We start from the raw sequence: 12,703 nt of genomic DNA, 5'->3' as shown, positions 1-12,703 counted from the left end.
TGCGGCTTTCCGAACCTTTGGGGTGACGAGTGATTACTCTACGTGCGCCACGCCACCTCGGCAAAGCACCACACATCCCGGGCGTGTCGCACCACCCGCCACACCCCCGCAACCCCCCGTTCACCTGCCCGAAATCTGCCAAATGAAGGAAAACCCGGTGCTTGACCACACGCTGACGCCGATCGACGGGCACGCGCGCCGACATCTCCTTCATTTGGCAGGGGGGACGGGCGCGCTGGGCTGCGGGTGAGGGCTAGCCGCAGTACTGCGCCACGAATTGCGGCAACCCCGAGGCATCCGTCACCGACTCCATGGTCGCGAGGTTGGCCGAACGGTCGATGGCTCGCGTGGTCTCGACCGCGGTGACCAGAATGCCCGCCTGCTCGGCGATGGCCACAGTGCCGGCCCGCGCCGACGACGGCGCGAGGTCGGCGAGCTGCTGCCACCTGGCCTGGTAGGCCGTCATCGCCTCGAGGGTCACGGCAAGGGGCGCCACCTCGGTCGGCCAACCGTAGCCGTCGAGGTCGAGCACGCCGGGGGTCGCGGCCAACCCGTCGCAGAGCGGTTGGGCCTCGGCGACCACGCGCGCGGCGTCGGCATCCCGGGTCGCCACGACGAGGTGCACCGCGGTGCCGGCGCCGAGCGCAACGGTCAGCACGATCGAGATCACGGTGGCGGCCTTGGCGACGGTCGTGGTCCAGTGGTGGCGGTGCAACGTGACGAGGCGGGCGACGATCGTGACGAGCAGGCCGAGCGGGGGAACGAGGATGGCGAGCGCCAGTGCGATCCACTCGAGCACCGAGGTGCGCGGCACCACCCGGGGCGGGCGGTCGGGGAAGAAGAAGACCTGCCGGGCGGTCGGCCTCGACGTCGCCGGGTCGAACGCCGGATCGAACGAGGTGCGCTCGCGCGACACATCGTCGGTTGATGCCGTCATGCGCGACCCTCCCCCCGGTGTACGGCGCGCACTACTGGTGCGCGATCCTGCTACTGGGGCGAGCGTATCGAAGTTAAGTGTCAGTCATGTTTCGAGCGGCGGCGGGTCAGGAGATCAGAACGGCGGCGAGGGTCTTCTTGCCGCGGCGCAGAATCGCGTGCCCGCTCGCGAGGGCCGCTCCGGTGAAGTCGGCCTGCTCGTCGGTGATCGTGACGTTGTTCAGGTACACGCCGCCCTGGGCGATCGCGCGCCGCGACTCCCCCAGTCCCTTGGTGAGACCGGTGTCGACGAGCGCCTGCGCGATAGACGTCGCGGCGGTCACCTCGGTCGACGGCAGCTCCGCGGTGGCCGCGACGAGGGTCGCGGCATCGAGCGTGGTCAGCTCGCCCTGCCCGAAGAGGGCGGCCGAGGCGGCGATCGCGGCTTCGGTGGCGTCGAGTCCGTGCACGAGACTGGTCACTTCGAACGCCAGCGTGCGTTGCGCCTCGCGGCGGAACGGCTCGGCGGCCACGAGAGCCTCGAGTTCGTCGATTCGCGCGCGATCGAGGAATGTGAAGACCCTGAGCCGCGCGACGACGTCGCTGTCGTCGGTGTTGAGCCAGAACTGGTACATCGCGTAGGGACTCGTCAGTTGCGGGTCGAGCCAGATGGCGTTGCCCTCGCTCTTGCCGAACTTCGTGCCGTCGGCGTTGGTGATGAGGGGGGTGCCGATGGCGTGCACCGAGACGGATTCGGAGCGACGGATGAGATCGGTGCCGCCGATGAGATTGCCCCACTGGTCGCTGCCGCCGGTCTGCAGAACACAGCCGTACTCGCGGTAGAGCTCGCGGAAGTCGAGCGCCTGCAGAATCTGGTAGCTGAACTCGGTGTAGCTGATGCCGGCGTCGGAGTTCAGGCGCGCGCTCACGGCGTCCTTCTTGAGCATCGTGCCGACCCGGAAGTGTTTGCCGATGTCGCGCAGGAAGTCGATGGCCGACAGGGGCGCGGTCCAGTCGAGGTTGTTCACCAGGCGGGCGGCGTTGTCGCCCTCGAAGCTGAGGAAGCGGGAGACCTGACCCTGCAGGTAGCCCACCCACTCGTTCACGATGTCGGGGGTGTTCAGCGTGCGTTCCGCCGTCGGCTTCGGGTCGCCGATGAGCCCGGTCGATCCGCCGACGAGACCGAGCGGCCTGTGGCCGGCCAGTTGCAGCCGGCGCATGAGCAGCAGCTGAACGAGATTGCCGAGGTGCAGGCTCGGCGCGGTCGGATCGAATCCGCAGTAGTACGTGATCGGGTCTCCGGCGAGCAGCTGCTTGAGCTCGTCCTCGTTGGTCGACACGTGCACGAGGCCGCGCCAGACGATTTCGTCCCAGACGTCGTCGAACGAGTCGTCGTTGCGCTGGAGTGCGGGTACCGGGGATGCTGGAGAAGACACGGATACAGGCTAGTCGAGCTTCGGGAACCCGAGGCTCGCGCGATGGCGCAGCCGCGCGGCGTTGATCCGAGCGAATCAACCCCGTAGGGTTGATATCGCCGGTATCAACCCTGTGGACCTGATTGGAGCGACGATGATCGTCATCACGGCGGATCAGGTGGACAGCCGGTCGACGCCCGACGCGGCCACGGCCACGCTCGCACGCCTCAACACCGCCTACGCGGGCGGGCTCGTGCTCGCCGCCGACCGCACGGCCGGCGACGAGATCCAGATGCTCACCCGCGACGGGCAGACGGCGATCGACATCCTGCTGGATCTCACCCGCACCGGCCGGTGGAGCGTGGGGTTCGGATTCGGGCGGGTTCGAGAACCGTTGGGCGCCAGCATCCGCGAATCAGCCGGCGACGCCTTCGTCGCGGCGCGCCGGGCCGTCGACCGCGCGAAGAAGAAGCCGACCCGTTTCGCCGCCGCAACCGAACCGGCCGGGCGCGACTCCCCCGATCTCGAGGCGCTCGTCGACCTGTTGCTGATCCTGCGCGCGCGTCGCAGCGAGCAGGGGTGGGAGCTCCACGACCTGCTGGTCGGCGGTCTGAATCAGGCCGACGCAGCGTACGAGATCGGAATCACCCCGCAATCGGCGAGCAAACGGGCGCGCGCCGCCGATCTCAAGGCGGAAGCCGCCGCGCTCGCACCGCTCGCCCGGTTGGCCGACGCTCTCGACGCGGCCGTCGCATCGGAGACCCAGCGATGACCGCCGTCGCCCTGACCTACTCGATCGTGGGACTCGTGCTGCTGTACGCGGCCGTCGCGCTCTCGTGGTTCGCCACGAAGCCGCGCAGGCACTGGCTCATCGCGCCGTGCGTCGTGCCGATCCTCGGCGCCATCGTCTTCGCGCTCGCCGGGCTGCCCGTCGTGCACCCCGCGCTCGGAATCATCGCGGGCGTCGGCTTCGTGCTGCTCGGCACGGTCGGCGGCAGTCCGTTCGTGTCGCTCGTGCTCGACCTCGCGACCCGGGGCAGCGTGACGCTGGGCGCCCACGGCGGGATTCTCGTGATGAACCCCGCCCCGCCGCGGGAGATTCTGCGCGGCGGGGCGGCGATCGGCTACCTCGAGCGGGTGGCGCTGATCGGGTCGGTGCTCGCCGGCCAGCCCGCCGCGGTGGCGGTGATCGTGGCCATCAAGGGGCTCGGCCGCTTTTCCGAGCTCGAGAACGCGGCGGCGAGGGAACGGTTCATCATCGGCACGCTCGCGAGCCTGCTCTGGGCGGGAGCGTGCGCCGCTGCCATCGCCCTCAGCTGGTAACGGGCTCAGCGCGACCGGGCTCGGCGGGAAGGCGCGGGCCGGGCGGCCTCGGCGGGTACACCCACGCCACGAGCACAACCGAGACCATCATCAGCAGGAACCACGATCCGAGCTTGGCGACCGACACGAGATGCCAGCCGTCGAGCTGGTCGGGGTAGGCCCACGCGTTCGCCCACGTCGCGATATTCTCGGCCAGCCAGATGAAAATGGCGACGAGCAGGAACGCGACGACCAGCGGCATCCGGAACCGCGACCGGAACACCCTGAACTGCAGCCAGGTGCGCGCGAAGACGACCACGATGCCGACCAACAGCGGGTAGCGCGCGTCGACGACGTAGTGGTGCGTGAAGAAGTTGAGGTAGATGAGCGCGGCCAGGATCGCGGTGATCCAGCGGCGCGGGTACCGCTCGAAGCGCAGGTCGAACATGCGGTAGACGCGCACCATGTAGGAGCCGACCGCGGCGTACATGAACCCGCTGTAGAGCGGCACCCCGCCGATGCGCAGCAGGCCGTCGCCCTCGTAGATCCACGAGCCGACGTCGGTCTTGAACAGCTCCATGCCCGTGCCCACGATGTGGAAGAGCACGATGACGCGCAGTTCGCGCAGCGTCTCGAGGCGGAAGACCACCATGACCAGCTGGATCGCGACGGCCGCGAGCACGAGGAAGTCGTTGCGGGCGAGGGCCGCGTCGTCGGAGTACCAGAGCCGTGTGCCCACGAGCACCGCGAGCATTGCGGCGCCGAAGATGCAGGCCCACGCCTGCTTGAGCCCGAAGACGACGAACTCGGTGACGGCGGCGCGCGTTCCACTCAGCGGCGCGCTATCGAGGAACCGGTGCGCGTAGCCGTCGATCGCCTGTTCGACCGACGTGGACGGCGCCACGCTCAGACCCGCTTCTTCGGAACGTGGGCCTTGTACGGCGAGACCGTCGGGTCGCCGGGGATCCAGAAACGCCACGGGTAGGCCGCTCCCCCGCCGTCGCCGGAGACCCCGGTGCGCGGTCCGGATTCATAGTCGGATGACTCGCCCGCCGGTTCGAGCCGCAGTCGACCCGAGACCAGGTCGGTACCGCCGTCGGCGAGCGTGATGCCGAGGGCGACCGTGAGGCGGGCGGGGCCGCGCGCCAAGTCGTTGCTCGTGCGCGACGTGTGCCGGCGCATCGACGCGATCTCGCGCCCCTCGACGATCTCGCCGGCGCGCAGCAGGATGCCGCCCGACGTGCCGGCCGGCGAGCACACGACGTTGGCGCACACGTGCATGCCGTAGGTGAAGTAGGTGTACAGGCGGCCGGGCTCGCCGAACATCACGGCGTTGCGGTTGGTCTTTCCACGGAACGAGTGCGAACCGGGGTCGACGCCCTCACCGAGGTAGGCCTCCACCTCGGTGATGCGCAGCGTCACCTCGCCGCTGACGAGGTGTGCGCCGAGCAGCTCGGGCGCGACCTCGACGGCGGAGCGGGAGAAGAAATCGCGATCGAACACGTGCCTCGCGCGCCTAGAAGAACGGAATGCCCAGGACGAGGGCCGTGACGATCGCGCCGACGACGATCAGGCCGGCGACCACGACGACGACCATGCGACCCCTGCCCGACATCGGGTCGTACCAGTCGAAACCCGGCTTCTTGTCGTCGTCGGCCATGTCAGCGCGCCACGTTCAGGGCGCGCACCCGCGCCGTGAGTGCGGCGAGCTGTTCGGCGACCCGCACGGGGGCGGTTCCGCCGGCTCCGTCGCGGCTCGCGATCGAGCCGTCGACGGTGAGCACGTCGCGAACGCCCGGTGTGAGGTGCGGCGACACCGCGAGGTACTGCTCATCGGTCGGCTCGTGCAGCTCGAGGTCGTTCTCCTCGCAGAACCGTACGAGCGAGCCGCTCACCTCGTGGGCTTCGCGGAAGGGGATGTGCTGCCGCACGAGCCAGTCGGCCACGTCGGTCGCGAGAGAGAAGCCCTGGGGCGCGAGCTCGCGCATCCGGTCTGTATTGAAGCGCAGGGTCGCGACCATTCCCGTGAACGCGGGCAGCAACACCTCGAGCGTCTCGACCGAGTCGAAGACGGGCTCTTTGTCTTCTTGGAGGTCGCGGTTGTAGGCGAGCGGCAGGCCCTTGAGGGTTGCGAGCAGGCCGGTCAGGTTGCCGATGAGCCGGCCCGACTTGCCGCGCGCGAGCTCGGCGATGTCGGGATTCTTCTTCTGCGGCATGATCGACGAGCCGGTGGAGAAGGCGTCGTCGAGTTTCACGAAGTCGAACTCGCGCGTGTTCCAGAGGATGATCTCCTCGGCCAGCCGGGAGATATCGACACCGATCTGTGCAGCGATGAATGCGAACTCGGCGACGTTGTCACGGCTCGCAGTGGCGTCGATCGAGTTCTCGGTGGGGCCGCTGAGCCCGAGTTCGCGGGCGACGAGCACCGGGTCGAGGCCGAGCGAGCTGCCGGCGAGGGCGCCCGAGCCGTAGGGGCTCGTCGAGGCGCGCACCCGCCAGTCGCGCAGGCGCTCGAGGTCGCGCACGAGGGGCCAGGCGTGGGCCAGCAGGTGGTGAGCGAGCAGCACAGGCTGGGCGTGCTGCAGGTGGGTGCGGCCCGGCATCACGGCGTCGATGTGGTTCTCGGCCTGCGATGCGATGGCGTCGATGAGCTGCACGACGAGATGGCCGATGGCGGCCGCGTGGTCGAGCAGGTAGAGCCGGACGAGGGTGGCGATCTGGTCGTTGCGGCTGCGGCCGGCGCGCAGCTTGCCGCCGAGCTCGGGGCCGGTGAGTTCGATGAGCCCGCGTTCGAGGGCGGCGTGCACGTCTTCCTCGTCGTCGCGGGCGTCGAACGAGCCGTCGACGACCGCCTCGGCCAGGCGCACGATGGCCGCCAGCATGCGCTCGAGCTCGTCGTCGCTCAGGTAGCCCGCCGACGCGAGCGCCTTGGCGTGCGCGCTCGAACCGGCGAGGTCGTAGCCGGCGAGCTGCCAGTCGAAGTGGATCGACCGGCTCAGCCGAGCGAGCTCGGGCGACGGACCGCTGGCGAAGCGGGCCCCCCAGAGGGAGCCCTCGCCGGTGGATCCAGCGGTACCGTCATCCGATGTCGTGTTCATTTCGGCTGGCTCGTTTCGCCGGGCTCAGTGACCGTCGACGGCCGCGTCGCGTCGCGCCGCGATCTTGCTCGGCAGCGACCACAGCTCGATGAAGCCCTTCGACAGCGACTGGTCGAACGTGTCGCCGGTGTCGTAGGTGGCGAGGCTGAAGTCGTAGAGGCTCGTGGGGCTCTTCTGCCCGGTGACGACCGCGCGGCCGCCCTGCAGCTTGAGACGGATCTCGCCCGACACGTACTTCTGGGTGTCGTCGATGAACGCGTCGAGGCTGCGCTTGAGGCCCGAGAACCAGAGTCCGTCGTAGACGAGGTTCGACCACTCGGCTTCGACGCCGCGCTTGTAGCGGCTGACGTCGCGCTCGAGCGTGAGGCTCTCGAGGGCCTCGTGCGCGGCGATCAGGGCGATGGCGCCGGGGGCCTCGTAGACCTCGCGGCTCTTGATGCCGACCAGGCGGTCTTCGACCACGTCGATGCGGCCGACGCCGTGCTTGCCGGCAACGTCGTTGAGCTTCTCGATGATCGCGAGCGGGCTGAGCGCGACACCGTCGATGGCGACGGGGATGCCGGCCTCGAACGTGATGACGACCTCGTCGGCCTCCTTGAACACCGAGGGGTCTTGCGTGTACTCGTAGAGGTCCTCGATCGGGGCGTTCCACGGGTCTTCGAGGAAGCCGGTCTCGACCGCGCGGCCCCACACGTTCTTGTCGATCGAGTACGGGTTCTTGGCGCTCTGGCGGATCGGCAGGTTGTTCTGTTCCGCGTAGATGATGGCCTTGTCGCGGGTGAGGGCCAGGTCGCGCACGGGGGCGATGCTGGTGAGCTCGGGGGCGAGGGCTGCGACAGCCGCCTCGAACCGCACCTGGTCGTTGCCCTTTCCGGTGCATCCGTGGGCCACGCTGTCTGCACCGAGGCGCTTCGCGGTGATCGCGAGGTGCTTGGCGATGACGGGACGGCTCAGGGCCGAGACCAGCGGGTAGGTCTTCTGGTACATGGCGTTGGCCTTGAGGGCCGGCATGAGGAAGTCGGCGGCGAACTCGTCTTTCGCGTCGACGACGATGGACTCCACGGCGCCGCAGTCGAGTGCGCGCTGGCGGATGTCGTCCATGTCTTCGCCACCCTGGCCGACGTCGACGGCGAGCGCCACGACCTCTTTGCCCGTGGCGTCTTTCAGCCAGCCGATACCAACCGAGGTGTCAAGTCCGCCTGAATAGGCCAGGACGACGCGTTCCGCCATTGTGTTTCTCCTTGGGTTAAATCATGAACAAGACTACCGGCACGCGACTTTCAGGTTCGCGCGCGCCGGGTGGGACGGGCCGCCAGGTTGGAGGCCCAGGTGAGCAGCCGCTCGAGTGGCCCGCGGCCGAGCAGAAGAGCCCAGGCCGAGCAGAGCACGAGCGCCCCGGCGATGAACGCCAGGTATAGGCCGTTATCGTCCTGGGTGAAGGCGCTGTCGCCGATGAGGGCGACGATCACGACGTGGGCGGTGTAGGCGCTGAGCGCCATCGACCCCACGGCGGCGAGCGGGTAGAGCAGTCGGCGCGCGCGCGGCGCGACCAGCAGGCAGAGGGCGAGCACGGCGAGGGCGAACCCCGACGAGCCGACGACTTCGAAGGGGCTGCCGCTGTGTGGTTCGGTCGTCGCGAGCATGCCGATGTCGACCGGCACCGGGGAGGAACTGCCGACCACGGCCCGGTTCGCCGCAACACCGAGACCGTATCCGGCGATCGCGAGTGCCGCCCCGACGGCGAGCAGACGCAGCTGCACGTCGCGCGTCGTGAGGTCGAGTCGGCCGACACCGAGGCCGATGAGCACGAAGACGATCCAGATCACCGCCGGGTAGTGCCCGGTGAGCAGCAGGTCCACGACCGGGTCGGCCTCGGGCACGAGCACGGTCGTGACCACGGCGAGGATGGGCGACACGATCGCCAGGATGCCGGCCGCGACGAACAGCGACCGCGGCCGCCAGCGCAGCACCGGAACGGCCGCGACGAACAGCACCGCGTAGACCGGCAGGATGACGGCGATGCGCGTGTCGAGCCAGATGAGGAAGAGGCCGATCGCGAAGATCAGCGCTGCGCGCACGAGAATCCGGATGCGCGCGGCTTTCAGCGCGGCGCCGTCGACCGGGCGGGTGCGCCCCGAGATGATGGCGATCGACACGCCGGCGAGCAGGGCGAACAGGATCGACGAACGTCCGTTGACGACGTCGAGCCACGTCGCGGGCTCTCCCCAGACCAGCGGAACGGTGACCCCGACGTGCGCGCCGTACATTCCGAGCACGGCGAGGCCGCGCGCGACATCGATGCCGATGATGCGCGTGCTGCTCTTCTCGGTTTCGATACGCGGCCTCCTTCGTCGGGCGCTACTCAACCAGCGCGCTCGAGCAGCCAGACCATCAGGGCCTTCTGGGCATGCAGGCGGTTCTCCGCCTCGTCCCAGATGACGCTCTGCTCGCCGTCGATCACGTCGGCGGAGACCTCGAAGCCGCGGTCGGCCGGCAGGCAGTGCAGGAAGAGCGCGTCGGCCTTGGCGAGTGCCATGAGCTGCGAGTCGACCTGGTAGGCGCCGAACGTCTCGATGCGCTGGGCCTTCTCGTCTTCCTTGCCCATCGACACCCAGGTGTCGGTGACGACGACGTCGACGCCGGCCACAGCCTCGGCGGGATCGGTGTAGAGCGTGACCGAGCCGCCGGTCGTGGCGGCGACGGCCTGCGCGTCGCTGACGACCGTGGCATCCGGCGCGTACGACAGCGGGCTCGCGACCCGCACGTGCATGCCGGCGACCGCCCCGGCCAGCAGGTAGGACTGGGCCATGTTGCTAGCGCCGTCGCCGAGGAAGGTGACGGTGAGTCCGGCGAGCGTTCCGCGGTGTTCGCGGATCGTGAGCAGGTCGGCGAGCAGCTGGCAGGGGTGGAACTCGTCGCTCAACGCGTTGATCACGGGAACCGTGGTGCCGCGGGCCATCTCCTCGAGCCCCGACTGCGCGTAGGTGCGCCAGACGATCATCGACACCATGCGCTCGAGAACGCGGGCGGTGTCGGAGGGCGTCTCTTTGCCGCCGAGCTGGCTGTTCGCGGTGGAGATGATGAGCGGGCTGCCGCCGAGGTCGGCCACTCCGACCGCGAACGAAACGCGGGTGCGGGTCGACGACTTGTCGAAGATCACGGCGACGGTCTGCGGTCCGGCGAGCGGCTTGACGGCATAGCGGTCTTTTTTGAGTTCGACCGCGAGGTCGAGGATCTCGAGCTGCTCGGCCTGCGTCAGGTCGTCGTCGCGGAGAAAGTGGCGGGTCATTCTGATGCCTCCAGGGCCTGGGTGAAGAGGGAGATGAATTGCGCGATCTCGGCGTCGCCGACGATGAGGGGCGGCGCGAGACGGATGCTCGCGTCGTTCGGCGCGTTGATGATGAGGCCGAGCTCGAGGGCCTTGGCCGACACCTTCGCCGCCACCGGTTCGGTGAGGCCGACGCCGATGAGCAGGCCGGCGCCGCGCAGTTCGCCCACGAGCGGCGACCCGATCGCGGTGATCGCGGCGCGCAGTTCGTCGCCGCGTCGGGCGGCGTTCTCGACGAGCCCCGCGTGCTCGATCTCGCCGAGAACGGCGTTGGCGGCGGCCGTCGCCAACGGGTTTCCGCCGAAGGTCGAGCCGTGCTGGCCGACGGTGAACAGCTCGGAGGCCCAGCCGAAGGTGACGAGTGCGCCGATCGGCACTCCCCCGCCGATGCCCTTCGCGACCGCGATCGCGTCGGGCACGATGCCGTGCTGCTGGAAGGCGAACCAGCTTCCGGTGCGGCCCGCGCCCGTCTGGATCTCGTCGAGGATGAGCAGCGCGCCGTGCTTCTCGGTGAGCTCGCGGGCGCGCTTGAGGTAGCCCTCGGGAAGGTCGATCACGCCGGCCTCGCCCTTGATCGGCTCGACCACGAGCGCCGAGATGTGGTCGCCCATCGCGTGCTCCAGCGCTTCGATCGTCGAGTCGATGTGGTCGATGCCGGTCACCGCGGGGTCGAACGGCTCGCGCAGGGCGGGTTTGCCGGTGAGCGACACCGCGCCCATCGTGCGCCCGTGGAACGAGTTGGTGAGCGCGAGGATCGTCTTGTGCTGGCCATTGCGGCGGGCGAGCTTGATCGCCGCTTCGATGGCCTCGGCTCCCGAGTTGCCGAAGTAGACGCGTCCGCGCTCTCCGGCACCCGAGATGCGAGACAGTCGCTGGGCCAGTTCGATCTGCGGTGCTGTCGCAAAGTAGTTGGAGACATGCGCGATGGTCGCGATCTGCCGGCTCACGGCATCCACCAGAACCGGATGCGCGTGACCGAGCGAGTTGACGGCGATTCCGCCGAGGAAGTCGAGGTACTTCTTGCCGTCGACGTCCCAGACGTAGCAGCCCTCGCCACGCTCGAGCAGGGTGAGCGGCGCGGGCGAGGAGCGCATCATCGCGTCGGCGAAGTCGGTGCGCCACCCGTCGACAGGCTCAGGGACCAGGGAATCTGTCATGCGGGTACTACCTCCGTGCCGATGCCGCTCTGGGTGAAGATCTCTACGAGGATCGAGTGCGGCGTTCTTCCGTCGATGATGGCCGCCTTGGCGACGCCGCCGGCGACCGCCTCGAGGCAGGCCGTCATCTTGGGGATCATGCCCGATTCGAGGTTCGGCAGCAGGGCCGTGAGCTCGTCGGTGTCGATGATCGAGACGAGGGAGTCGCGGTTGGGCCAGTCGCGGTACAGGCCGGCGACGTCGGTGAGGATCACGAGCTTCGCGGCGCCGAGGGCGACGGCGAGGGCCGAGGCGGCCGAGTCGGCGTTGATGTTGAGTGACTGCCCGTCGTCGTCGAGGTCGGGCGCGATCGACGCGATCACGGGGATGCGTCCGGCGGCGACCGCGTCGAGCACGACCGTGGGGTCGACCGTGGCCACGTCGCCCACGAGACCGAGGTCGACGAGCTCGCCGTCGACGACAGCGCCGCGACGGCGCCCGCCGAACAGGTTGCGGGTCTCGCCCGACACGGGCACGGCGAGGCCGGCCTGGTGCTCGTCGATCATGCCGGCGAGCTCGAGGCCGACCCGTCCCGAGAGCACGTCGCGCACGACACCGATCGTCTCGGGCGTCGTCACCCGGTAGCCGCCCCGGAACTCGCTGGGGATGCCGAGCTCGGCGAGGCGCGCAGAGATCTGCGGGCCCCCGCCGTGCACGACGACCGGTCGGATGCCGGCGAAGTGCAGGTAGGCCATGTCTTCGGCGAACGCGCGCTGCAGCGTCTCGTCGACCATGGCGTTGCCGCCGAACTTGACCACGATGATCTGGCCGTGGAACCGCTTGAGCCACGGCAGCGACTCGATGAGCACGGCCGTCTTGATCTCGACCTCGAGCCCCTGGGCCTCTCTGAACGCGCCCATCAGCTGGAGTACGCGCTGTTCTCGTGCACGTAGTCGTGGGTGAGGTCGTTCGTGAGGATCGTGGCGGTGGCCGTTCCGACCTTGAGGTCGATGAGCACGTGGGTCGCCCGCGGCGTGAGGTCGACCTCGTCGGCCGGCCGGTCGGGTTCGCCCGAACGGCAGACGCGCACGCCGTTCATGGTGACGTCGACGTCGTAGGGGTCGAACTCGGCGGTCGTGGTTCCGATCGCGGCGAGCACGCGGCCCCAGTTGGGGTCGTTGCCGAAGATGGCCGCCTTGAAGAGGTTGTTGCGGGCGACGGAACGGCCCACTTCGACGGCGTCATCCTCGGTCGCGGCGTTCACCACGCGGATGGTGATGTCGTGGCTGGCTCCCTCCGCATCCGCCTGCAGCTGTTGGGCGAGGTCGAGGCAGAGCTCTGCGAGAGCGGCGGCGAACGCATCAAGGTCGGGGACGACGCCGGACGCACCGCTGGCCAGCAGCGACACCTGGTCGTTGGTCGACATGCAGCCGTCAGAGTCGAGGCGGTCGAAGCTCGTGCGGGTCGACGACCGCAGAGCGGCATCGAGCTGCGCCGAGGTGAGCACGG

Annotated in this window: 14 protein-coding genes; 2 read left to right on the top strand and 12 right to left on the bottom strand. The window is 69.1% G+C overall.

Going from position 1 to position 12,703, the window contains the following annotated elements:
- Nucleotides 1–253 precede the first annotated feature (253 nt).
- Nucleotides 254–937 carry a hypothetical protein gene (locus ACLQ6X_RS08480; protein ID WP_411699737.1) on the bottom strand — a complete coding sequence of 228 codons (684 nt, stop codon included), beginning with the start codon at nucleotides 935–937 and terminating at the stop codon, nucleotides 254–256.
- A 106-nt stretch (nucleotides 938–1,043) separates the two neighbouring features.
- Complete coding sequence (tyrS, locus tag ACLQ6X_RS08475; RefSeq protein WP_411699736.1) at nucleotides 1,044–2,351, bottom strand: tyrosine--tRNA ligase; 1,308 nt, start codon at nucleotides 2,349–2,351, stop codon at nucleotides 1,044–1,046.
- Nucleotides 2,352–2,463: 112 nt separating this feature from the next.
- Here tyrS and ACLQ6X_RS08470 point away from each other — a divergent pair, with 112 nt between their 5' ends.
- Nucleotides 2,464–3,102, top strand: a complete 639-nt coding sequence (locus tag ACLQ6X_RS08470; protein WP_411699735.1) for a DNA-binding protein — start codon at nucleotides 2,464–2,466, stop codon at nucleotides 3,100–3,102.
- A complete protein-coding gene (locus ACLQ6X_RS08465; RefSeq protein ID WP_411699734.1) occupies nucleotides 3,099–3,653 on the top strand; it encodes a hypothetical protein in 555 nt (184 codons plus the stop codon). Before ACLQ6X_RS08470 ends, ACLQ6X_RS08465 begins: the two co-directional genes overlap by 4 nt.
- On the opposite strand, the gene ACLQ6X_RS08460 is transcribed toward ACLQ6X_RS08465, so the two are convergent.
- The 10 genes from ACLQ6X_RS08460 to ACLQ6X_RS08415 all read right to left on the bottom strand — a co-directional run.
- Complete coding sequence (locus ACLQ6X_RS08460; protein WP_411699733.1) at nucleotides 3,643–4,536, bottom strand: DUF817 domain-containing protein; 894 nt, start codon at nucleotides 4,534–4,536, stop codon at nucleotides 3,643–3,645. The two genes, ACLQ6X_RS08465 and ACLQ6X_RS08460, sit on opposite strands and share 11 nt — an antisense overlap.
- Nucleotides 4,537–4,538: 2 nt before the next feature.
- Entirely contained in the window at nucleotides 4,539–5,135 is a 597-nt protein-coding gene (locus ACLQ6X_RS08455; RefSeq protein ID WP_411699732.1) for a DNA-3-methyladenine glycosylase, read from the bottom strand.
- 13 nt (nucleotides 5,136–5,148) lie between these two features.
- Nucleotides 5,149–5,292, bottom strand: a complete 144-nt coding sequence (locus ACLQ6X_RS08450; RefSeq protein WP_411699731.1) for a hypothetical protein — start codon at nucleotides 5,290–5,292, stop codon at nucleotides 5,149–5,151.
- 1 nt (nucleotide 5,293) lies between these two features.
- Entirely contained in the window at nucleotides 5,294–6,730 is a 1,437-nt protein-coding gene (gene argH / locus ACLQ6X_RS08445) for an argininosuccinate lyase (protein WP_411699730.1), read from the bottom strand.
- A 24-nt stretch (nucleotides 6,731–6,754) separates the two neighbouring features.
- Entirely contained in the window at nucleotides 6,755–7,960 is a 1,206-nt protein-coding gene (locus ACLQ6X_RS08440) for an argininosuccinate synthase (protein ID WP_411699729.1), read from the bottom strand.
- A gap of 50 nt (nucleotides 7,961–8,010) precedes the next feature.
- Nucleotides 8,011–9,096 (bottom strand): DUF418 domain-containing protein, encoded by a 1,086-nt coding sequence (locus ACLQ6X_RS08435; protein WP_411699728.1) that lies wholly within the window; start codon nucleotides 9,094–9,096, stop codon nucleotides 8,011–8,013.
- Nucleotides 9,093–10,019 carry an ornithine carbamoyltransferase gene (gene argF / locus ACLQ6X_RS08430; RefSeq protein ID WP_411699727.1) on the bottom strand — a complete coding sequence of 309 codons (927 nt, stop codon included), beginning with the start codon at nucleotides 10,017–10,019 and terminating at the stop codon, nucleotides 9,093–9,095. Before argF ends, ACLQ6X_RS08435 begins: the two co-directional genes overlap by 4 nt.
- Entirely contained in the window at nucleotides 10,016–11,215 is a 1,200-nt protein-coding gene (locus ACLQ6X_RS08425; RefSeq protein WP_411699726.1) for an acetylornithine transaminase, read from the bottom strand. The genes argF and ACLQ6X_RS08425 overlap by 4 nt, the downstream gene beginning before the upstream one ends.
- Nucleotides 11,212–12,114, bottom strand: a complete 903-nt coding sequence (gene argB, locus ACLQ6X_RS08420; RefSeq protein WP_411699725.1) for an acetylglutamate kinase — start codon at nucleotides 12,112–12,114, stop codon at nucleotides 11,212–11,214. Before argB ends, ACLQ6X_RS08425 begins: the two co-directional genes overlap by 4 nt.
- Nucleotides 12,114–12,703, bottom strand: a 590-nt coding sequence (locus ACLQ6X_RS08415; RefSeq protein WP_411699724.1) for a bifunctional ornithine acetyltransferase/N-acetylglutamate synthase, incomplete at its 5' end; no start/stop codon positions are given. The genes ACLQ6X_RS08415 and argB, both read right to left, overlap by 1 nt.

The organism is Conyzicola sp. (assembly GCF_046714715.1).
Lineage (GTDB): Bacteria > Actinomycetota > Actinomycetes > Actinomycetales > Microbacteriaceae > Conyzicola.
The sequence above is the reverse complement of the archived record's forward strand: the minus strand, read 5'-3'. Positions and strand labels throughout refer to the sequence as shown.

Bases quoted from the DNA above. Each gene is read 5' to 3' on its own strand.
- ACLQ6X_RS08425 (WP_411699726.1), bottom strand. From the start codon at position 11,215: ATGACAGATTCCCTGGTCCCTGAGCCTGTCGACGGGTGGCGCACCGAC.
- ACLQ6X_RS08465 (WP_411699734.1), top strand. From the start codon at position 3,099: ATGACCGCCGTCGCCCTGACCTACTCGATCGTGGGACTCGTGCTGCTG.
- argH (WP_411699730.1), bottom strand. From the start codon at position 6,730: ATGAACACGACATCGGATGACGGTACCGCTGGATCCACCGGCGAGGGC.
- ACLQ6X_RS08450 (WP_411699731.1), bottom strand. From the start codon at position 5,292: ATGGCCGACGACGACAAGAAGCCGGGTTTCGACTGGTACGACCCGATG.
- argF (WP_411699727.1), bottom strand. From the start codon at position 10,019: ATGACCCGCCACTTTCTCCGCGACGACGACCTGACGCAGGCCGAGCAG.
- ACLQ6X_RS08440 (WP_411699729.1), bottom strand. From the start codon at position 7,960: ATGGCGGAACGCGTCGTCCTGGCCTATTCAGGCGGACTTGACACCTCG.
- argB (WP_411699725.1), bottom strand. From the start codon at position 12,114: ATGGGCGCGTTCAGAGAGGCCCAGGGGCTCGAGGTCGAGATCAAGACG.
- ACLQ6X_RS08480 (WP_411699737.1), bottom strand. From the start codon at position 937: ATGACGGCATCAACCGACGATGTGTCGCGCGAGCGCACCTCGTTCGAT.